General features: G+C 72.1%; 18 protein-coding genes. 4 read left to right on the forward strand and 14 right to left on the reverse strand.

Annotation, left to right across the window (positions count from 1 at the left end):
* Positions 1-57 precede the first annotated feature (57 nt).
* The 4 genes from ABD437_RS03575 to ABD437_RS03590 are packed head-to-tail and all read right to left on the reverse strand — an operon-like array spanning position 58 to position 4,972.
* Complete coding sequence (locus tag ABD437_RS03575) at positions 58-870, reverse strand: HpcH/HpaI aldolase/citrate lyase family protein (RefSeq protein ID WP_344647282.1); 813 nt, start codon at positions 868-870, stop codon at positions 58-60.
* The gene (locus ABD437_RS03580; protein WP_344647283.1) at positions 867-2,879 is read right to left on the reverse strand and encodes an acetyl/propionyl/methylcrotonyl-CoA carboxylase subunit alpha; all 2,013 of its coding nucleotides are present in this window, start codon (positions 2,877-2,879) and stop codon (positions 867-869) included. The genes ABD437_RS03575 and ABD437_RS03580 overlap by 4 nt, the downstream gene beginning before the upstream one ends.
* A 2-nt stretch (positions 2,880-2,881) precedes the next feature.
* Positions 2,882-4,387 (reverse strand): carboxyl transferase domain-containing protein, encoded by a 1,506-nt coding sequence (locus tag ABD437_RS03585; protein WP_344647284.1) that lies wholly within the window; start codon positions 4,385-4,387, stop codon positions 2,882-2,884.
* Positions 4,388-4,447: 60 nt separating this feature from the next.
* Positions 4,448-4,972 carry a winged helix-turn-helix transcriptional regulator gene (locus tag ABD437_RS03590; protein ID WP_344647285.1) on the reverse strand — a complete coding sequence of 175 codons (525 nt, stop codon included), beginning with the start codon at positions 4,970-4,972 and terminating at the stop codon, positions 4,448-4,450.
* Positions 4,973-5,060: 88 nt separating this feature from the next.
* Here ABD437_RS03590 and ABD437_RS03595 point away from each other — a divergent pair, with 88 nt between their 5' ends.
* Positions 5,061-6,416 carry an MFS transporter gene (locus tag ABD437_RS03595; RefSeq protein ID WP_344647286.1) on the forward strand — a complete coding sequence of 452 codons (1,356 nt, stop codon included), beginning with the start codon at positions 5,061-5,063 and terminating at the stop codon, positions 6,414-6,416.
* Positions 6,417-6,438: 22 nt separating this feature from the next.
* Here ABD437_RS03595 and ABD437_RS03600 read toward each other — a convergent pair whose 3' ends face one another.
* Complete coding sequence (locus tag ABD437_RS03600) at positions 6,439-6,597, reverse strand: hypothetical protein (protein WP_344647287.1); 159 nt, start codon at positions 6,595-6,597, stop codon at positions 6,439-6,441.
* Between the two features lie 73 nt (positions 6,598-6,670).
* On the opposite strand from ABD437_RS03600, the gene ABD437_RS03605 reads away from it, so the two are divergent.
* Entirely contained in the window at positions 6,671-7,123 is a 453-nt protein-coding gene (locus tag ABD437_RS03605) for a MarR family winged helix-turn-helix transcriptional regulator (RefSeq protein WP_344647288.1), read from the forward strand.
* Between the two features lie 57 nt (positions 7,124-7,180).
* Here the strand turns inward: ABD437_RS03605 and ABD437_RS03610 are convergent, their stop codons facing one another.
* On the reverse strand, positions 7,181-8,041 hold the full coding sequence (locus ABD437_RS03610; RefSeq protein ID WP_344647289.1) for a DMT family transporter: 861 nt from the start codon (positions 8,039-8,041) through the stop codon (positions 7,181-7,183).
* Positions 8,042-8,182: 141 nt separating this feature from the next.
* Entirely contained in the window at positions 8,183-8,815 is a 633-nt protein-coding gene (locus ABD437_RS03615; RefSeq protein WP_344647290.1) for a TetR/AcrR family transcriptional regulator, read from the reverse strand.
* A 400-nt stretch (positions 8,816-9,215) separates the two neighbouring features.
* Between ABD437_RS03615 and ABD437_RS03620 the strand changes: the two genes are divergently transcribed.
* Positions 9,216-10,856 carry an AMP-binding protein gene (locus ABD437_RS03620; RefSeq protein ID WP_344647291.1) on the forward strand — a complete coding sequence of 547 codons (1,641 nt, stop codon included), beginning with the start codon at positions 9,216-9,218 and terminating at the stop codon, positions 10,854-10,856.
* Here the strand turns inward: ABD437_RS03620 and ABD437_RS03625 are convergent.
* The 4 genes from ABD437_RS03625 to ABD437_RS03640 all read right to left on the reverse strand — a co-directional run bounded on the left by ABD437_RS03625 (position 10,853) and on the right by ABD437_RS03640 (position 14,937).
* Positions 10,853-11,191: a DoxX family protein gene (locus ABD437_RS03625; protein WP_344647292.1), complete on the reverse strand. Its 339-nt coding sequence runs from the start codon at positions 11,189-11,191 to the stop codon at positions 10,853-10,855. The genes ABD437_RS03620 and ABD437_RS03625 overlap by 4 nt on opposite strands.
* 57 nt (positions 11,192-11,248) lie before the next feature.
* Complete coding sequence (gene ctaD, locus ABD437_RS03630) at positions 11,249-12,964, reverse strand: aa3-type cytochrome oxidase subunit I (protein WP_344647293.1); 1,716 nt, start codon at positions 12,962-12,964, stop codon at positions 11,249-11,251.
* A gap of 120 nt (positions 12,965-13,084) precedes the next feature.
* The gene (locus tag ABD437_RS03635; RefSeq protein WP_344647294.1) at positions 13,085-14,524 is read right to left on the reverse strand and encodes an amidohydrolase; all 1,440 of its coding nucleotides are present in this window, start codon (positions 14,522-14,524) and stop codon (positions 13,085-13,087) included.
* Positions 14,521-14,937 (reverse strand): MarR family winged helix-turn-helix transcriptional regulator, encoded by a 417-nt coding sequence (locus ABD437_RS03640; RefSeq protein WP_344647295.1) that lies wholly within the window; start codon positions 14,935-14,937, stop codon positions 14,521-14,523. The genes ABD437_RS03635 and ABD437_RS03640 overlap by 4 nt, the downstream gene beginning before the upstream one ends.
* Before the next feature lie 80 nt (positions 14,938-15,017).
* Between ABD437_RS03640 and ABD437_RS03645 the strand changes: the two genes are divergently transcribed.
* A complete protein-coding gene (locus ABD437_RS03645; RefSeq protein WP_344647296.1) occupies positions 15,018-16,811 on the forward strand; it encodes an ABC transporter ATP-binding protein in 1,794 nt (597 codons plus the stop codon).
* Between the two features lie 56 nt (positions 16,812-16,867).
* Here the strand turns inward: ABD437_RS03645 and ABD437_RS03650 are convergent, their stop codons facing one another.
* The 3 genes from ABD437_RS03650 to ABD437_RS03660 form a co-directional block, all read right to left on the reverse strand.
* Positions 16,868-18,148 carry an MFS transporter gene (locus ABD437_RS03650; protein WP_344647297.1) on the reverse strand — a complete coding sequence of 427 codons (1,281 nt, stop codon included), beginning with the start codon at positions 18,146-18,148 and terminating at the stop codon, positions 16,868-16,870.
* A gap of 37 nt (positions 18,149-18,185) precedes the next feature.
* Entirely contained in the window at positions 18,186-19,334 is a 1,149-nt protein-coding gene (locus ABD437_RS03655; RefSeq protein ID WP_344647298.1) for a fructose-specific PTS transporter subunit EIIC, read from the reverse strand.
* Positions 19,335-19,360: 26 nt separating this feature from the next.
* Positions 19,361-20,180, reverse strand: an 820-nt coding sequence (locus ABD437_RS03660; RefSeq protein ID WP_344647299.1) for an MFS transporter, incomplete at its 5' end; no start/stop codon positions are given.

The following is a 20,180-nucleotide window of genomic DNA, read 5'->3' on the forward strand; positions in this document are numbered from 1 at the left end:
CGGGTACGTTACGCCGCAGGATCGGCGGCTAGCGCCCGGAACTGAGGTTTTGTGCGTTCACGGGGTGGGGGTTCCCGCTCGCCGCAGCAGCGTCTCGGCGTGGCGCAGCACCGGCGAGTCGACCATCCGGCCCTCGAAGCGGAACACCCCGCGTTCGACGCGGGCGGCCTCGAGCACCCGCCGGGCCCACGCGACGTCCTCCGGCGGCGGTGCGTACGCCGCGCGGATCACCGGCACCTGGCTCGGGTGGATCGCGACCGTGCCGTCGAAGCCGGTCGCCACCGCGTCCTCGGCCTCGGCGCGCTGGCCGTCGAGGTCGGCGATGTCCAGGTGGACGGTGTCGAGCGCGAGCCGCCCGAAGGCCTTCGCGGCCAGCAGGGTGCTGGAGCGCACCTGCTGGTGCACGTGCCGGAACCGGCCGTCCGCGTGCCGGGCCGAGCTTCCGCCCAGCGCCGCGGTGAGGTCCTCCGGGCCCCACATGAGGCCGATCGTGTTCTCGGCCGCGGCGAGGTCGGCGGCGGCCAGCGCGCCGCGGGGTGACTCGAGGAGCGCGACCACGTCGAACGGCCGGAGCGCGAGGACCTGCGTCGCCGACTCGGCCTTCGGCAGCATCACCCGCCGGTACGGGGTGTTCTTCAGCGCGGCGAGATCGTCGGTGGGGTCGCCGGCGTTCACGCGCACGACCGTGCGCTCGGGGTCGAGCGTCGTCCCGGCGAGCGCGCGCCGGGCCCCGTCCTTGTCGGCCGGCGCGACGGCGTCCTCCAGGTCGAGGATCACCACGTCCGCGGCGGCCGCGGCCTTGCCGTAACGGTCCGGGCGGTCGGCCGGGCAGAACAGCCACGCCGGCCCCGCCGGAGTCCACTCGCTCACGTCCGCTCGCCTTCCTTCTCGTCGGCGGCCGGCGCGTCGGCGGCCGCAACGTCGGCCTCGACCCGGGCCAGCACCTGGCCGACGCTGACCCGGTCACCGAGCGCCACGGCCAGGCGCAACGTGCCGTCGGCCGGAGCGGTGAGGACGTGCTCCATCTTCATCGCCTCGACGACGACGACCGGTGCGCCGGCCGTGACCGGGTCGCCGTCGGCGGCGTGCACGGCGATGATCGCGCCGGGCATCGGGCTGCTCAGCTCGGCCGTGGCCTCGGCCGAGGCGTCGGGCCGGGCCGGGCGCGGACCCAGCCGCCGGACCGCGGCCGCCACGCCCCCGGCCGCGGTGATCCAGGTGGTGTCGCCGTCGGCCGCGACCCGGTAGCGCCGTCGCTCCCCGCCGAGGCCCAGCGCCAGCGCGGTCCGGTCGTTCCGCGCGACCACGGTGCGCGGTTCACCGCCGTCCACCACGACCGCGCCGTCGTCCGGCGTCCCGGTCAGCCGGACCTCGACCGTGCGCTCACCCACGCGCCACCGGGTGACCGTCGCCGCCGGCGCGCCGAGCCGCCACCCCGACGGCTGCGTCCACGGGTCGTCGCCCGCCGCGTCCCACGCCGCGAGCCACCGGGCGACGGCCGCCGCCACGACCGTCTCGTCGTCCGGTGCGGCCGGGGCGAACCCGGGCAGCCGGCGATCGAGCAGGCCGGTGTCGAGCCGCCCGGCCGCCACGTCGGGGTCGGCCAGCAGGAAACGCAGGAACTCGACGTTCGTCGTCACGCCGAGCACGGTGGTCGCGGCGAGCGCGGCGTCCAGACGCTGGAGCGCGGTGGCCCGGTCGGGTCCGGACGCGATGACCTTGGCCAGCATCGGGTCGTAATCGCTGCTCACCGTGGTGCCGAGTCTCAACCCCGAGTCGACCCTCACCCCCTCGCCGTCCGGTTCGGCCAGGTCGAGGACGCGGCCACCGGTCGGCAGGAACCCCAGCCCGGGGTCCTCGGCGTACACCCTGGCCTCGATCGAGTGCCCGGTGAGCACGACGTCGTCCTGGGTGAACGGCAGCGGCTCCCCGGCCCCGACACGCAGCTGCAGCTCGACCAGGTCCAGGCCGGTGACCTCCTCGGTCACCGGGTGCTCGACCTGCAGGCGGGTGTTCATCTCCATGAAGAAGAACTCGTCCGGACGCTCGTCGGAGACCAGGAACTCCACCGTGCCGACACCGACGTAGTCGACGCTGCGCGCGGTGGCCACCGCAGCCGCCCCGATCGTGGCCCGGCCGGCGGCGTCCAGCAGCGGCGAGGGCGCCTCCTCGATCACCTTCTGGTGGCGGCGCTGGAGGCTGCACTCCCGCTCGCCCAGGTGGACGACGTGCCCGTGCTGGTCGGCGAGCACCTGCACCTCGATGTGGCGCGGCCGGGCCACGAACCGCTCCAGGAACAGCGTGTCGTCGCCGAAACTGGCCCTGGCCTCGCGGCGCGCGGTGACCAGCGCGCCCGGCAGCCCGGCGGCGTCGTCGACGCGGTGCATGCCTTTCCCGCCGCCGCCCGCGGACGGCTTGACCAGCACCGGGAACCCGATGCCCGGCGCCGCGGCGACCAACTCGTCGTCGGTCAGCCCGGGCCGGGCGATGCCCGGGACCACCGGCACGCCGAACTGCGCGACCGCGTTCTTCGCCGCGATCTTGTCGCCCATCACCTCGATCGCTTTCGGCGGTGGGCCGAGGAAGACGATCCCGGCGTCGGCGAGCGCGGCCGCGAACTCCGCGTTCTCGGCCAGGAACCCGTAGCCGGGGTGGACGGCCTCGGCACCGGTCCGCTTCGCCGCGGCCACGATCGCGGCGATGTCCAGGTAGGCGCGGGCCGGGCCGAGGGCGACCGCGGTGTCCGCCTCGACGACGTGCCGCGCGTCGGCGTCGACATCGGTGTGCACGGCCACCGAACGGACGCCGAGACGGCGCAACGTACGGATCACCCGGACGGCGATCTCGCCGCGGTTGGCCACCAACACGGTGCGGAACATGCTCACATCCGGAAGATGCCGTAGGAAACGGGGGCCAGCGGCGCCCGGGAGCAGACGCCCAGCGCGAGGCCGAGGACGTCCCGGGTGCGCGCCGGGTCGATCACGCCGTCGTCCCAGAGGCGGGCCGTGGCGTAGTACGGGTTGCCCTGCGTCTCGTACTGGGCGCGGATCTCGTCCGGGTCCACGGTGCCGACGGTGCCGAGCACCTGCGCGGCCTGCTCGCCGCCCATCACCGAGATCCGGGCGTTGGGCCAGAGGAACAGGAACCGGGGCGAGTAGGCCCGCCCGCACATCGCGTAGTTCCCGGCACCGAACGAGCCCCCGATCACGACCGTGAGCTTCGGTACCCGCGCGCAGGCCACCGCGGTGACCATCTTCGCGCCGTGCTTGGCGATGCCGCCGGCCTCGTACTCGCGCCCCACCATGAACCCGGTGATGTTCTGCAGGAACACCAGCGGGATGCCGCGCTGGTCGCAGAGCTCGATGAAGTGCGCGCCCTTGAGCGCGGACTCCGCGAACAGCACCCCGTTGTTCGCGACGATGCCCACCGGGTGCCCGTGCAGGTGCGCGAACCCGGTGACCAGCGTCGGGCCGTAGCGGGCCTTGAACTCGGCGAACTCGCCGCCGTCGACGAGCGTCTCGATCACCGCGTGCACGTCGTAGGGGATGCGCGGATCGGTGGGGACGATGTCGTAGAGGCTCTTCTGGTCCTTCGCCGGTCGTGTCGCGCGGCGCTCCCACGGAGACGGGCTCGGCGCGGCCAGCGTGCCGACGATGCCGCGGACGATGCGCAGCGCGTCGGTGTCGTCGTCGGCCAGGTGGTCGACGACGCCGGACGTCCGGGCGTGCAGCTCGCCGCCGCCCAGGTCCTCAGGCCGCACCACTTCGCCGGTCGCGGCCTTCACCAGCGGCGGGCCGCCGAGGAAGATCGTGCCCTGTTCACGCACGATCACGGTCTCGTCGGCCATCGCCGGCACGTACGCACCGCCGGCCGTGCAGGACCCGAGCACCGCGGCGATCTGCGGGATGCCCCGGGACGAGAGCGTCGCCTGGTTGTAGAAGATCCGGCCGAAGTGTTCGCGGTCGGGGAACACCTCGTCCTGCCGGGGGAGGAACGCACCGCCGGAGTCGACCAGGTAGACGCACGGCAGGTGGTTGTCGAGCGCGATCTCCTGGGCGCGGAGGTGCTTCTTCACGGTCATCGGGTAGTACGTGCCGCCCTTGACCGTCGCGTCGTTGGCGACGACGACGCACTCGCGCCCCGAGACCCGCCCGACGCCGGTGATCAGCCCGGCGCCCGGCGACTCGTCGCCGTAGAGGCCGTTCGCGGCCAGCGGGGAGAGCTCGAGGAACGGGCTGCCCGGATCGAGCAGGGTGTCGACGCGGTCACGGGGGAGCAGCTTGCCCCGCTCGACGTGGCGCGTGCGCGCCCGTTCCGAGCCGCCCCGCGCGGTGGTGGCGAGCTTCCCGTGCAGCTCGGCGACCAGTTCCTGATGTGCTGCCGTCATGGACCGCCTCGCTGGAACTCAGTTAATCGCGACTAACTGAGTTAGACCGTAGCGGGTTTCTCACGCGAGTTGAAGCGGCTGCAGCAATCGGTGCGGTTCGCGCAGCGCGACGCTGACCCGGTCGCTGCGCGGGAACGTGGTGCCCGGGCCCGGTTCCACCTGGGTGTCGGCCGCCTCCACGGTCCGGCCGCAGGCGTCGCAGCGGACGAACCCGGCGAGGAGGCCGCCGCAGTCGAGGTGGCGGAAGACACGCAGCGACCGGGGTGAGTCCAGGTGCCGGTTGCCCCAGGCGGTGAGCTGGAACAGCACCGGCCACAGTTCGACGCCGGCGTCGGTGAGCACGTACTCGTCCCGCGGCGGCGACTCCTGGTAGCGCTGCTTGGCCAGCACGCCGGCGGTGACGAGCGTGTCGAGCCGGTCGGCCAGCACGGCGCGTGGTGCGTCGAGGTGCGCGAGAAAGTCCCCGAACCGGCGCACGCCGTAGAAGGCGTCGCGGATCACCAGCAGCGTCCAGCGTTCGCCGAGGATCTCCAGCGTGCGGGCGAACGTGCAGTTCTGGCCCGAGTAGTCCTTACCGAGTCCCACGGTTTGATCCTAGCGCGCCGGTTCGTTCACTGAACTGTGCTGCTCCTTACGGTTCATTCATTGAACTGACTCGGGTACTGTCGCGCTCGTGACTGGAACCTCGGAACCGATGACGCGCGAGCGGACGGTGCTCGCGGTGGTGTGCGCCGCGACCCTGCTCACGCTGGCCGACTACACCGCGCCGGCGGTGGTGCTCCCGACGCTCGCCGCCGAGCTGCACGCGACCGCGACCGCCCAGGTCTGGGTGCTCAACGGCATCACGTTCGGGCTCGCCGTGCTGCTGCTCCCGGCCGGGAGCGTCGCCGACGACTACGGCCGACGCCGGGTGTTCGTGGGTGGCGTGGCCGGGCTCTCGCTCGCGATGGCGGCGAGCGCGCTCGCCCCGACCGCCTGGGTCTTCGTCGGCGCGCGGGTCGTGCAGGGTGTCGCCGGCGCGGCCGTCCTCGCCGCCGGTCTGGGCCTGGTGGCCGACGCGTTCCCGCCCGGGCCGCACCGCATCCGGGCGGCGGCCACCTGGGGGTCGATGATCGGGTTGGGCATCGCGGTCGGCCCGCTGCTCGCGGTGGCCGGTGGACACGTCGGCGACTGGCGGACGTTCTACTGGGGCGCGGCGGTCGTCGGGCTCGTGCTGGCGGTGGCCTCGCGGCCGGTGCTGCGCGAGTCGCGGGCCGAGCGGCCGCGGCCGATCGACTGGCCCGGCGTCGTCCTGCTGGGCGCGGCGCTGGCGGCGTTGCTGGTCGGGGCCACCAACGGGCGCACCGGCTGGCTGCGGACCGCGACCGTGCTGCCGATCGTCCTCGCGCTGGTGCTGTTCGGGCTGTTCACGCTGCGCGAGACGCGTACCGGTCGGCCGATGATCGACCTGACGCTCTTCCGGCGCCCGCCGTTCCTGCTGGCGACGCTCGGCGCGCTGGCGACCGGCGTCGCGGTGATCGGGCCGATGACGTTCCTGCCGACCGCGCTGCAGCGGGGCAACGGGTGGACCGCGGCGCACACCGCGGTGCTCGCGTTCGTCTGGGCGTTCACCAGCTTCCTCGTGGGGCTGGCCGCGCGACGGATGCGCACCACCGAGCACGGCGGGCTGGAGCTCGGGGCCGGGTTCCTGCTCTCGGCGGTCGGGAGCGTGCTGGCGCTGGTGACCGTCGGACACGCCTGGGGCTGGATGCTGCCCGGGATGGCGGTCGCCGGGATCGGCGCCGGGCTGATCAATGCGACGCTGCCCCGGCTGGCGGTGGGCACGGTGCCGCCCGACCGCGGCGCGATGGGGTCGGGGGCGAACAACACCGCCCGGTACGTCGGTTCGGCGCTCGGTGTGGCGGTGACCGCGTCGCTGGCGCCGGCCCGCCCGGGCGAGGCGCTGGTGGTCGGCATCGTGCTCGGCCTGGTGGCCGCGCTGGCCCTGACGCCCTTGACCGCACGCGCCCGGGTCCTCGTCCCCGCGTGAGCGCTCCGGCGCTCGGGCCGGTTCAGGCCTTGCGGCGGCGGGCGGCGCGTTCCTGCTCCACGCGGCGCTTCCAGGCCTCACGCGCTTCGGCGCTGTGGCCCTGGAGCGCGCCGTTGACGGTCGGCGGGCCGAAGATCTGGAACAGCCACTCGCCGCGGCGGCGCTTCTTCTTCTCTGCCATGGTGGCCACTGTACGCCAATCATTGGTGCACCAACGATTGGTGTGAGAAGAAACTGGGGGCTAAGGTCGGGGCATGACCGTCGCCTCGGATCCGCTCGCGCTGGACCGCCAGGTGTGTTTCGCGCTCGTCGTGGCGTCGCGCACCGTGAACGCGATCTACCGCCCGCTGCTGGAACCGATGGGGCTCACCCACCCCCAGTACCTGGTGATGCTCGCGCTCTGGGAGCGGGCACCGCGCTCGGTGCGCGAGCTCAGCGACGTGCTCCAGCTCGACCCCGGCACGCTGTCGCCGCTGCTCAAGCGCCTGGAGAGCGCCGGCTACGTGCGCCGCGAGCGCGACCACCGCGACGAGCGGATGCTCGCGGTGACGCTCACCGAGGCCGGCGCCGTCCTCCGGGCCCGGGCCGAGCGCATCCCGCCCGCGATCGTGGCGACGCTCGGCATGGACCTCGCCGAACTGGAGCAGCTGCACGCGTCACTCACCCGCGTGATCGACGCCGCCCGCACCGCCCAGTCGGATACCTAGGACCTGTTTCACAGGCCAGCAGCCCACCGTGGGCGGCCTGAACCTGTGAAACCGGCCCTAGTCCGGCGCCGAGGCGCTCACCGGAACCCGGGAGCGGCCGTCGTGGGGCGCCGAGGCCAGCAGGGTGACGCCGATCGCGGCGCCGGTGGCGCAGGCGACCGCGAGCGCGGTGCCCGGGTACCCACCCGTGACGTGGTCACCGAGCAGCAGGATGCCGATCGCCGCGGCGGCGATCGGGTTCGCGATCGTGCTCACGGCCAGCGGCGCGCCGAGCCCGTCGCGATAGGACCGCTGGGTGAGCAGCAGCCCGGCGACCGTCAACACGGCTACCGCGGCCACCGCGATCAGCACCAGCGGCGTCAGTACCGCGGATAACCCGGCCTCGGCCAGGCGCACGGTGATCGTCTGGCTCACCGCCGACGACACGCCGAACGCCACCCCGGCCGCCGCCGCGCTCCACAGCAGCGACGCCCGCGGCATCCGGCTCAGGCCCTCGAGCCCGGCGAGCACCGCTCCGGTGACGACGAGCACCACGACGAGCTGGGTCAGCGTGAGCTCGCCGCCGGTACCGGCCGAGCCGATCAGCAGGACCAGGCCCACCAGCCCGGCCAGCGTGAACAGGATGCCTTTCCACTCCAGCAGCGACACCCGGCGGCGCCAGGTGGCCGCCGCCATCGGCACGGCCATCGGCAGCGTCAGCACCCCGAGGGCCTGGATCAGCGAGAGTGGACCGGCGCGCAGCGCGGCCAGGTGCAGGATCGCCGCCACACCGTTCAGCGCGGTGGCGATCCACCAGCGTGGATGCGTCGCCAGCCGGCTGACCGGCAACTCCGCCAGCCGCTCCTGGACCACGGCGGCCGACGCGTAGGCCACGGACGACAGGAGGGCCAGCGCGATGCCGATCACCACAGTGCTCACCGAACTCCCCGTCGTCGTCAGTGATTCAGTCGTCGCTGACCGACAAAACGTTACGGCGGTGAGCCCGCCCTCGGCGTGATCCGGTAGTCGTATTTCGCCGTACCACCAGAGCAGTACGGGGATCGGACCGAGGGCGGAGGATCACTCCAGGGCGAGGCGCCCGCCCGGCAGCGCGCCGGGCCCGCAGTCGACGCTCGGCAACTGCAGACCGTCGAGCAGGATCGCCAGGTAGCGCTGCCAGAGCTCGGGCTCGACGTTCTCGGCGTACTCGCTCATGTTGCCCAGCACGAACTGCAGTGCGGGCAGGTCGGACGGCTGCATCTCGACCGGGACGACGCCGGACTCACGGGCGCGCTCGACCAGCCGGGTCAGACCGGGCAGGAGGCGGGTGCGCGCGGTCTCGGCGGCCTGCGTGCCGGTGGATTCGCCCTGCAGCAGCATCCGGAGCCCGGAGTTGCGCTCCTGCATCTGGGCCGACTCGCTGAGGAAGCCCAGGAAGCCGAGCAGCGCGTCGGGGTGCTCGGCGGCCTTCTCGGCCGCGGCGGCGAGATCACCGAGGGCCTGCTCGAACAGCACCTCGATCAGCTCGTCACGGGTGGGGAACGCGCGGCGCACGGTACGGATGCTCAAACCGCCGAAGCTGGCGATGTCCTCGAGCGTGACGTCGAGCCCGTAGACGGCGAACACCTCGCGGGCCGTCTCCATGATGCGGGCGCGGTCACGGTCGGCGTCGCGCTGCGTGCGGCGAACCAGCGTGCCGGAGGCCAGCGGCACTGCCGGGAGTAGAGGGTGGGCAATAACCGGAGGCACAGTCTCCATATGGAGATCTTACCTTCACTTCGTCGGGGCAGCCACGGTGATGGCCGCCGTTACCAGGGACAACGGCTGACGGTATGGCTGAGTGCCCGGCGTCGGCCACTGATTTAACTGGTGGCGGGAGTGGCACGCGAGCGCCGAAAACCTTACCCGATTCGGGGGCATTCTTGAAGTCGAGCAATTGACGGATAGCCGACCTCGAAGCGTCGGGTTTTGTTGCCGTCGATCGACCGAATTCACGCTCGGTAAACGCGGCCCGGAACTGCAATTCCCGGTTTGCTGGTATCGACGTGCGTCGCCGCGTCCGCGGTGACAGAGTTCCTCTCGAGGCTGTGTCGCAGGTCACCGGGAGGCATCGATGCCGAAGTTACCGTCCTACTCCAGCGGTACGTCAGCGGTTCCGTTGCTCGGCGACACGATCGGCGCGAACCTCGACCGCACCGCCGCGCGTGTCGGCGATCACGAAGCGTTGGTGGAGTGTGCCACCGGGCGCCGGTTCACCTATCCGCAACTGGTCGCGGAGGTCGACGCGTGCGCGCTCGGTCTGGCCGCGCTCGGCGTCCGGAAAGGCGACCGGGTCGGCATCTGGGCGCCCAACTGCGCGGAGTGGGTGTTCGTCCAGTACGGCACCGCGAAACTCGGCGCGATCCTGGTGAACATCAATCCGGCCTACCGCACGCACGAACTCGCGTTCGTGCTCGAGCAGGCGGGAATTTCGGTGCTCATCTCGGCGCCGGAATTCAAGACCAGCGACTACCGCGCGATGGTCGGCGAGGTCCGCGACGACTGCCCCGACCTGACGACGACGATCTTCCTCGGCGACCCGGCCTGGGACGCGCTGCTCGCGGCCGGGCGCGCCGGCGACCCGGGCACGCTCCCCGACGACCTCGACCCCGACGACCCGATCAACATCCAGTACACCTCCGGCACCACCGGATTTCCCAAGGGCGCCACGCTCACCCACCACAACCTGCTCAACAACGGGTTCTTCGTGGGCGAGGGCTGCGGATACACCGAGGCCGACCGCGTCTGCATCCCGGTGCCGTACTACCACTGCTTCGGCATGGGCATGGGCAACCTCGGCGCGACGTCACACGGCGCGACGATGGTGATCCCGGCGCCCGGTTTCGACCCCGCGGCGACTCTACGAGCGGTGCAGGACGAGCGGTGCACGTCCCTCTACGGCGTGCCGACGATGTTCATCGCCGAGCTCGGCCTGCCCGACTTCGCGTCGTACGACCTCTCCAGCCTGCGGACGGGCATCATGGCCGGCTCCCCGTGCCCGGTCGAGGTGATGAAGCGGGTCGTCTCGGAGATGGGGATGACCGAGGTCACGATCTGTTACGGCATGACCGAGACGTCGCCGGTCTCCACCCAGACCAGCGCCGACGACAGCCTCGACCGCCGGACGGCCACGGTGGGCCGGGTCCATCCGCACCTGGAGATCAAGATCGTCGACCCGACGACCGGGCAGGTGGTGCCCCGGGGCGAGACCGGCGAGTTCTGCACCCGGGGCTACTCGGTGATGCGCGGCTACTGGAACGAGCCCGCGAAGACCGCCGAGGTGCTGGACCCGGCCCGGTGGATGCACACCGGCGACCTCGCGACCATGGACGACGAGGGGTACGTCAACATCGTCGGGCGGATCAAGGACATGGTGATCCGGGGCGGGGAGAACGTGTACCCGCGCGAGGTGGAGGAGTTCCTCTACACCCACCCCGACGTCGTCGACGCCCAGGTCATCGGGGTGCCGGACGCCAAGTACGGCGAGGAGCTGATGGCCTGGGTGCGCCTGCGCCCCGACGCGTCGCCGTTGACCGCCGAGTCGCTGCGGGCCTACTGCACCGGCAAGCTCGCGCACTTCAAGATCCCGCGGTACGTGAAGATCGTCGAGAGCTTCCCGATGACCGTCACCGGCAAGATCCGCAAGGTGGAGATGCGCGAGACGGCCGTGACCGAACTCGGCCTGGAAGCCGAGGCCGCCGCCCGGAACGCCTAGCCGGCGGTCAGGTGGAGCACCAGCGTGGCCACCGCCACGCTGGTGAACACCGCCCACCCGGTGAGCGCGCGGGACCCGACCCGCAGGTGGACGACGAGCGCGCCGGCGAAGTAGAGCACGAGGCCGACGGCGGCGAGCGTGCCGATCCACGGCACCGCGAACCCGACGAGCAGCCCGATCGCGCCGGCGGCCAGCAGCGAGCCCAGCACCGGCATCCACCAGAGTGGGAGCCGCTTCATCGTCACCATGGCTCTGGGGTAGTCGTGGCCGATCAGGTACGTGATCGCGGCGGTGCCGTCGAGGAGCGCGGCGAGGACGGTCACGGTGACGTACATGGGCTCTCCCCTGGAGGTGTGTCCACCGAGGACGAGCCGGGGGCCCCGAACGTGACGTCAGGCGTTGACGCTGGGCTGTTCGGCCTCCTTCTGCGCCCACGGCGCCAGGTGGGGGTAGGCGGCGTCGAACGCCGGACGCTCGGAGCGGATGCGCGGCAGCTGGGCGAAGTTGTGCCGCGGCGGCGGGCAGGACGTGGCCCACTCGAGCGAGCCGCCGTAGCCCCACGGGTCGTCGACGGTCACGACCCGGCCGAGCTTGTAGGACTTCCAGATGTTCCACAGGATCGGCAGCGACGAGATGCCGAGCACGAACGCGCCGATCGTCGAGATCGTGTTCAGCGTGGTGAAGCCGTCGGCGGCCAGGTAGTCGGCGTAGCGGCGGGGCATGCCCTCGTTGCCGAGCCAGTGCTGCACCAGGAACGTGGTGTGGAACCCGATGAACGTCAGCCAGAAGTGCAGCTTGCCGAGGCGCTCGTCGAGCATCCGGCCGGTCATCTTCGGGAACCAGAAATAGATCCCGGCGAACGCGGCGAACACGATCGTACCGAACAGTACATAGTGGAAATGCGCGACGACGAAGTACGTATCGGAGACGTGGAAATCGACCGGTGGACTGGCCAGGAGTACGCCGGTGAGACCACCGAACAGGAACGTGACCAGGAAGCCGACCGAGAACAACATCGGCGTCTCGAACGTCAACTGACCCCGCCACATCGTGCCGATCCAGTTGAAGAATTTGATGCCGGTCGGCACCGCGATCAAATACGACAGGAAGCTGAAGAACGGCAGGAGCACCGCGCCGGTGACGAACATGTGGTGCGCCCACACGGTCATCGACAGCGCCGCGATGCCGAGCGTCGCGGCCACCATTCCCTTGTAGCCGAACAGCGGTTTGCGGCTGAACGCCGGGATGATCTCGGTGATGATGCCGAAGAACGGTAGGGCGAGGATGTAGACCTCGGGGTGCCCGAAGAACCAGAACAGGTGCTGCCAGAGGATCGGGCCGCCGGTGGCCGCGTCGTAGACGTGACCGCCGAGGTGCCGGTCGGCCATCAGGGCCAGGAACGCCGCCGCCAGGATCGGGAAGACCATCAGCACCAGCAGGCTGGTGACCAGCATGTTCCAGGTGAAGATCGGCATCCGGAACATCGTCATGCCCGGTGCGCGCATGGTCAGGATCGTCGTCACGATGTTCACGGCGCCCAGGATGGTGCCGAGGCCCGACAGAACGAAGCCCATGATCCACAGGTCGGTGCCGGCGCCGGGGGAGTTCGTGACGTCGTTGAGCGGGGCGTAGGCGAACCAGCCGAAGTCGGCCGCGCCGCCCGGGGTGAGGAAACCGGCGAGCACCATCAGCCCACCGAGCGCGAACGCCCAGTAGGCGAACGCGTTCAGCCGGGGGAACGACACGTCGGGCGCGCCGATCTGCAGCGGGACGAGGAAGTTCGCGAACGCGAAGCCCAGCGGCGTGCCGAAGAGCAGCAGCATGATCGAGCCGTGCATGGTGAACAGCTGGTTGTACTGCTCGTTCGACAGGAACTGCAGCCCCGGGCGGGCGAGTTCGGCCCGCATGAGCAGCGCCATGACGCCGGCCGCGGCGAAATAGAAGAACGACGTGACCAGGTACAGAATGCCGATCTGCTTGGCGTCGGTGGTGCGGATGATCCGTCCCAGCGCGCTCCCGCGGACCGATTCGCGCACCGGCCAGGGCCGGACCACGATCGGCTCCGGCGCCGGTCGGTCCGGCTTGGTGCGCTCCGCCTCGGTGGTCATCGTCGACGCTCCTGTGGTTGGCTCGGCCACACACTTCTTCGGCAGGAATCAGCTCACCAGATCCCCGCCGGTGATGCGGGAGACTTCCCGGAATCAGAAGCCAGTTCTCCCGCGACGGCGTCAGAGGGACAGGTGGGTGGGGCGGCCGGCGACGAAGGTCGCGGCCACGGTCATGGTGCGCAGGGCGGTGGCGTCGGCGTCCACCGGGTTCGCGTCGAGGAGCACCAGGTCGGCCGGGGAGCCGACGCCCACGGTGGGGCGGCCGTCCACACTGGCCGCGAGGGCCTGGGCCGCGGTCAGTGACTCGGCCGGGTTCCAGGGCTCCCGCTCGTCGGCCGACCGGTGCACCGCCGCCGCCATCGCGAGCCACGGGTCCAGCGGTGACACCGGGGCGTCGCTGCCCAGGGCCAGCGGCACGCCGGCGGCCAGCATCGATCCGAACGCGTAGCACCGGTCGGTGCGGTCCGGCCAGATCTCGGCCGCCACGTCGCGGTCGTCGAGCAGGTGCGCGGGCTGGACGCTGGCCCGCAGGCCGAGCCGCGCCATCCGGTCGAAGTCGGAGAAGCGCGCCAACTGGACGTGCTCGATGCCGCCGCGGGCGCCGGTCGCCTCGAACGCGTCCACCGCGGTGGTGAGCGCGGCGTCGCCGATCGCGTGCAGCGCGATCTCCAGACCGGCGCCGTGGGCCCGGCCGAGCAGGCGCACCAGCTCGTCCAGCGGGTAGTTCTGGGTGCCGTGACGACCGTCCCCGTAGGGCTCGCAGCACCGCGCGGTGCGTGAGTTGAGCGAGCCGTCGGAGATGATCTTCAGCGGTCCCATCGTGAGCAGCCCGGCGGTGTCCAGCACCGACCCCGTCCGGAGCCCGGCCGCGACGACGTCCTCGAGGCCCTCGGCGTACGTCGCGGTACGCACGCGCAGCCCGTCGACGCCGGCCGCGAACCGGGCGGGCCAGGCCCGGAACCCGGCCTCGAACTCCATGTCGCCGATGCCCACCACGCCCCGCGCGGCCGCGTCGGCCTGGGCCAGCCGGTAGGCCTGGTCGAGGTCGGCGGCCAGCCGGTCCTCCAGGTGCGGCACCAGCGTGAACCAGTCGTTCTCGTCGAGCACCCCGGCCCGCGCGGTCACCCCGAGCCACCGCTGCGCCGCCGAGTTGAGCCAGCCGCAGTGCACGTCCCCGCTGATCAGCACGATCGGAATCGTGCTGCTCAGCGCGTCGAGATGAGCGGTTCGCGGTTGCTCCGGCCAGGTGGCGGGCCGGAACCCGGCGCCGACCACGACGGCGGGCCGGCTCTCCAGGTGCGCACGGACGCGCGTGACCGCCTCGGCCGGGCCGGTGGTGCCGCTCAGGTCCAGGCGCAGCCGCGCCTGCGCCCACTGCCGGAAATGCACGTGCTGGTCCCACAGACCCGGCATCAGCCAGCGTCCGCCGGCGTCGATCACCCGGTCCACGGGCTCCCCGGGCGCCGTCACCGTTCCGTTCGCGATCCGGACGTCGATCGGGCCGTCGGGCGCCGCGCCGGTGACCGGGACGAGGCGGACGTCGCGCAGCAGGGTGCTCACGGGCGCAGCAGCCCGAGGATGCGGGCCAGTTCGGCCTGGTCCTCGGCGGAGAGCGCGCCGAACATCTTGTCGCCCTCGGTGCGCCGCGCCCGCATGATCGCGGCGCCGACCGAGCGGCCCTCGTCGGTGACCGCGACCAGCGTCGCCCGGCGGTCGCTCGGGTCGGCGCGCCGCTCGACCAGGCCGCGCTCCTCGAGCCCGTCGACGACCTCGGTGGTGGAGCGGGGGGCGATGCGCAGGTGCTCGGAGAGAGCCGAGAGCCGGATCGCGTCGTGCCGGATGAGCACCCCGAGCGCCCGGAACTGGCCGGGGGTGATCTCCCACGGTTCGAGCGTCTCCTTGGTGAGGTGACGCAGCCGGCGGGCCACCGCCCAGAACGTCTCGGACAGGCTCTCGGTGTCGTGCTCGATCACGCGGAATACCGTACCAGGAGGTCTTGTTGTTCCCTCATGTTGAGGTAACCTCAGCATTAGTCGAACTTCAGGAGACGTACTTGGCTACCCCCACCGCATCGGGCCGTCGGGGCCCGCAGAAACTGTCCGAGGCCGAGAAGGCCCAGGCGCGCACCGTGTCGTTGCGCCGCATCGCCCGTCTGTTCCGTTCCCACCGCTGGCCGCTCACGGTCGTGACCGCGATCATCGTCGCGTCGTCGGTCGTCTCGCTGGCCTCCCCGTTCCTGCTCCGCGAGGTCATCGACGTCGCGCTACCGCAGCAGGACCTCACGCTCCTGGTCGGGCTGGTGATCGGCATGGTCGCCGTCGCCGCCGTGACGTCCGCGTTCGGGGTCGTCCAGACCTGGATCTCCACGACCGTCGGCCAGCAGGTCATGCACCGGTTGCGTACCGAGGTCTTCGCCCACCTGCAGCGCCAGTCGATCGGGTTCTTCACCCGCACCCGCACCGGCGAGGTGCAGTCGCGGATCACCAACGACATCGGCGGCATGCAGACCGTCGTCACGTCCACCGCGACGTCGATCGCCTCGAACCTGACCACCGTGGTCGCCACGATGGTCGCGATGGTGGCCCTGTCCTGGCGGCTCTCGCTGGTCTCGCTCGTCGTGCTGCCGCCGGCGATCTACCTGACCCGGCGGGTCGCGCGGATGCGCCAGGCGATCACCGCCCAGCGCCAGCGCGAGCTCGCCGACCTGAACGTCACGATCGAGGAAGGCCTCTCGGTCAGCGGCGCCCAGCTCGCGAAGACCATGGGCACCGGCGGTGTGCTCGTCGACCGGTTCACCGCGTCGTCGTCGCGCCTGATCGACCTGGAGCTGCGCTCCGAGCTGGCCGGCCGCTGGCGGATGGCCACGATGTCGATCATCTTCGCGGCGATCCCCGCCGTGATCTACCTGAGCGCCGGCCTGCCCGGCACCACCGGGACGCTGAGCATCGGGACGTTGGTGGCCTTCACCAGCCTGCAGGGGACGCTGTTCCGCCCGCTGACCGCGCTGCTCAACACCGGGGTGTCGGTGGCGGCGTCGCTCGCGCTGTTCGCCCGCATCTTCGAGTACCTGGACCTGCCGGTGGAGGTGGCCGACCCGGCGTCACCCCGGGTCTTGTCGCCGGCCGAAGGGCACCTGCGGTTCGAGGACGTCACGTTCACCTACCCGGGCAACGACACCGCCGCGGTCGCGGGCGTCTCGCTGGACGTCCCGGCGGGGACGACGCTGGCGCTGGTGGGGGCCACCGGCTCGGGCAAGAGCACGATGGCGGCGCTGATCGCCCGCCTGTACGACCCGACCGCCGGGCGCGTGACGCTCGACGGCGTCGACCTGCGTGACCTGCGGCTGGCCGACCTCGCGTCGATCGTCGGCGTGGTGTCGCAGGAGACGTACCTGCTGCACACGACCGTGCGCGAGAACCTGCGTTACGCCAAGCCCGACGCGACCGACGCCGAGATCGAGGACGCGGCGCGCGCCGCCCGGATCCACGAGCTGATCGAGAGTCTGCCCGACGGGTACGACACGACGGTCGGGTCGCGCGGCTACCGGTTCTCCGGCGGGGAGAAGCAGCGGATCGCGATCGCGCGGACGTTGCTGCGCAACCCGCGGGTGCTGGTGCTCGACGAGGCGACGAGCGCGCTCGACAACTCGACCGAGCGGGCCGTGCAGCAGGCGTTCGACGCGCTGTCGGCCGGACGCACCACGGTGACGATCGCGCACCGGCTCTCGACCGTGCGCGACGCCGACCAGATCGCCGTACTCGACCACGGACGGATCGTCGAGACGGGAACGCACTCCGAACTGCTCGCCCGCGAGGGGCGCTACGCCGCGCTCGCCCTGGCCGCATGACGGGCGACACCGAAGCGGGGTGATTCCTCTGTGGAATCACCCCGCTCCGCTGTTGTTCACGAGAACGCGGTGCGGGTGTGGGCGAGGGGATCCAGGCGCAGCGCGTGGGCCCGGCCCTTCACGCGGTAGCGGACGATCTGCACGGCGCCGAGCGCCCACAGCACGTACTGGAACGACATCGCCCAGCGGAACGCGTCCGGGGTGTACCCCCCGCCGCCCGTGCGGGCGTCGAGGATCGCGCCGACGGCGACGACCACCGTGAGGCTCGCGACGAACCCGGCCTGGTTGATGATGCCGGTCGCGCTGGCCAGCCGCTCGACCGGGTTGGACGTCCGGCCCAGGTCGAACCCGATCATCGACCCCGGACCGCCGAGCCCGATCACGACCACGAGCAGCACGAGCACCGGCAGCGGCGCCCGCCCCGGCCACGCCAGCACCAGCGTCCACGCGGCGACGATCGCCCCGACCACGCCGAGCGCGATCGTCGAACGCTGCCACGGGTGGTGCGCGGTGAGCCAGCCCATCACCGGGCCGGCCGCGATCAGCGCCAACACCATCAGCGTGATCAGCAGCGACGCGACGTTCGGCGAGAGGCCCTCGCCCTTCACCAGGAACGGGAAGCCCCAGAGCAGCGAGAACATCGTCGGGCTGAACTGCGTCGTGAAGTGCACCCAGAAGCCCAGCCGCGTGCCCGGCTGCTGCCACGACGTCGCGAGGCTGGAGCGGATCGTGTCGAGCGACAGCGCCGGGCCGCGCCGCGACCGGGTGCCCGGCTCGTCGTGCAGGAACAGCAGGCCGGCGATCGCGGTCGCCAGCCCCAGCGACGCCGCGATGCCGTACGCCCAGCTCCAGCCGAGAGTGCTCAGCGCCCAGGTCATCGGCACCGCCGCGACGATCGCGCTGAGTTGTCCGGTGACGCCGGTGAGCTGCGTGACCAGCGGCACGCGCTGCGGCGCGAACCACACGTTGACCAGGCGCAGCACCGAGATGAACGTCATCGCGTCGCCGATGCCGACGAACGTGCGGGCGAGCAGCGCGGTGCCGTAGGAGTCGGCGAACGCGAACCCGGCCTGGGCGACCGTGAGCACCGTCGCGCCGGTGAGCAGCACGGCCCGCGAGCCGAACCGGTCGACCAGCAGCCCGACCGGGATCTGCATCGCCGCGTACACCAGCAGCTGCAGCATCGTGAACGTGGCCAGCTGGGCCGCGGTGATGTCGAAACGTTCGGTGGCGAGGAGGCCGGCTACGGCGAGGGAGGAGCGGTGGAAGACGGCGACGAAATAGATGGAGAGGCCGACCAGCCAGACGATCCAGGCACCTCGAGCCTGATTCGACACGGAACGTCCCTTCATAGGTGCGGTGGGTGGGCGCTCTTCACGATGCGCTCTCTGAATCGATCAGCTCGGAGTGGCCCCCGGTCCTTCCCGCTGGTCGTTTGGCCCGCGTCACACTTTTCGCGCCGATCACCGCGACGCAGGTCAGCGCCGTGCCCAGGGCGACCGCGGTGAGGAACGCGACGACGTGCCCCACGCTGAAGAGCGCGAGCACGCCGCCGTGCGGGGCACCGACCGTGGCGTGCGTGCCGAGCGCCACGGCTCCGGCGGTGGCCGACCCCAGCACCGCGGCCGGGACGACACGCGCGGGGTCGGCGACCGCGTAGGGGATCGCGCCCTCGGTGACGAACAGCGCTCCGAGCGCGGCCGCGGTGGGGGCGTGGGCGCGTTCCGCGTCGCTGAAGAGGCTCGGCCGCAGGCGCGTGGCGAGGGCCAGAGCGAGCGGGGCGCACATCCCCGCGGCCATCACCGCGGCCATGGCGGCTCCGGGATGGGTGGGAGCGACCGGTGGTGTCGCCGCCCCGGTGAGCACGGCGGCGGGTGGGGCCGCGGTGAGGAACGGGGTGGTCACGCCGGAGGCGGCGAAGGCGTAGGCGGTCTTGTTGACCGGGCCGCCGAGGTCGATGGCGGTCATCGCGCCGAGGACCACGCCGAGCAGGCCCGCGGAGGAACCGTCGAGGGCGCCGAGCCAGCCGGTCGACGTCCGGGTGACCGCGGCGAGCGGCGGCCCGATCACCCCGAGCATCAACCCACCGGTGACCAGGGTGGCCGCGACCGGCAGCGCGACGATCATCACCGGCCCGTGCGTCCACTCCGGCCGGCGGATCCGGCTGATCAGCGCCGCGACCACGCCGGCCAGCAGCCCGCCGACGAGCCCACCGAGGAACCCGGCGCCGACCGCCGCGGCCGCGACCCCCGACGTGAGGCCGGGCACCAGCCCCGGCCGACCGGCCAGCGCGTACGCCACCGCGGCCGCGAGCACCGGCGCGAGCAGCCCGAACGCGAGCGCGCCCACGGAGAAGACCAGCGCGCCGGTGCGTTGCAGCGGGCTGAACGGCACGCCGGTCACGGTGTCCCCGGCGAGCAGCAGCCCGAGCGCCTGGAGAACGCCACCGGCGGCGACGAACGGAATCGCATAGCTGACGCCGACGAGCAGCGCCCGCCGGAACGGAAGGTTCGGTGTGGTCATGGGTTCGCTCCGAACGGTGCGAAGGGTCATCGAACGAGAAACTCCAGCCCCGGATAGGCCCGTATCCCCGTCGCTGCCCCGGGACGGTTCTCCGCGGGCGTCGAATCGGTCGTGGCCGTGGGTGTCGGATCGGACGCGGGTGGGGAGGCGGGGCGGGTCCGGTCGGCGGACACGGCGTGGTCGGAGGCGTCGAGGAGGAGGGAGAGGTCGCCCAGGCTCGAGGTGAGCCGGTCGGCGGTGAAGGCCGCGTAGCTCCGGGCCCGGGAGCGGAGCGCGGCGGCGACCGTCGTGGCGTCCGGCAGTTCGACCGCCACCACGACGGCGAGAGCGGCGGCGACCAGCGCCAGCGCGGTGATCGTGGAGAGCGCGGCCGGGAGCCCGGCGTGCGCGGCGAGGAACCCGACGACCGGTGGTCCACCGAGCAGCCCGCTGTACCCGACCGTCGAGGCGAGCCCGACCCCGCGCGGCCCACCGACCAGACCGGCCCGTCCGATCACCAGCGGGAACACGTTGGCCAGTCCCACCCCGACCAGCACGAACCCGCCGATGGCGACGAACTGGTCCACGGCGTGGGCCGCGGCGGTCGCGCCGACGGCCGCCGCGAGCGAGCCGGCGACCAGCACGCGGGTGTCGCCGAACCGGATCACCCAGCGGGCCCCGGCGAGCCGGCCGCAACCCATCGCGAGGCAGAACGCCGCGTACCCCGCGGCCGCGATCCCGGGCGAGGCGTGCAGCGTCTCACGCAGGTGCAGCGCACCCCAGTCCGAGAGCGCCCCCTCGGCGAACGCGGTACTGCCCGCGATCGCCCCCAGCAGCACCAGCAACACGACGACCGGTCCACGCCGC

It is taken from the genome of Cryptosporangium japonicum (assembly GCF_039524755.1).
Taxonomy (GTDB): Bacteria; Actinomycetota; Actinomycetes; order Mycobacteriales; family Cryptosporangiaceae; genus Cryptosporangium; species Cryptosporangium japonicum.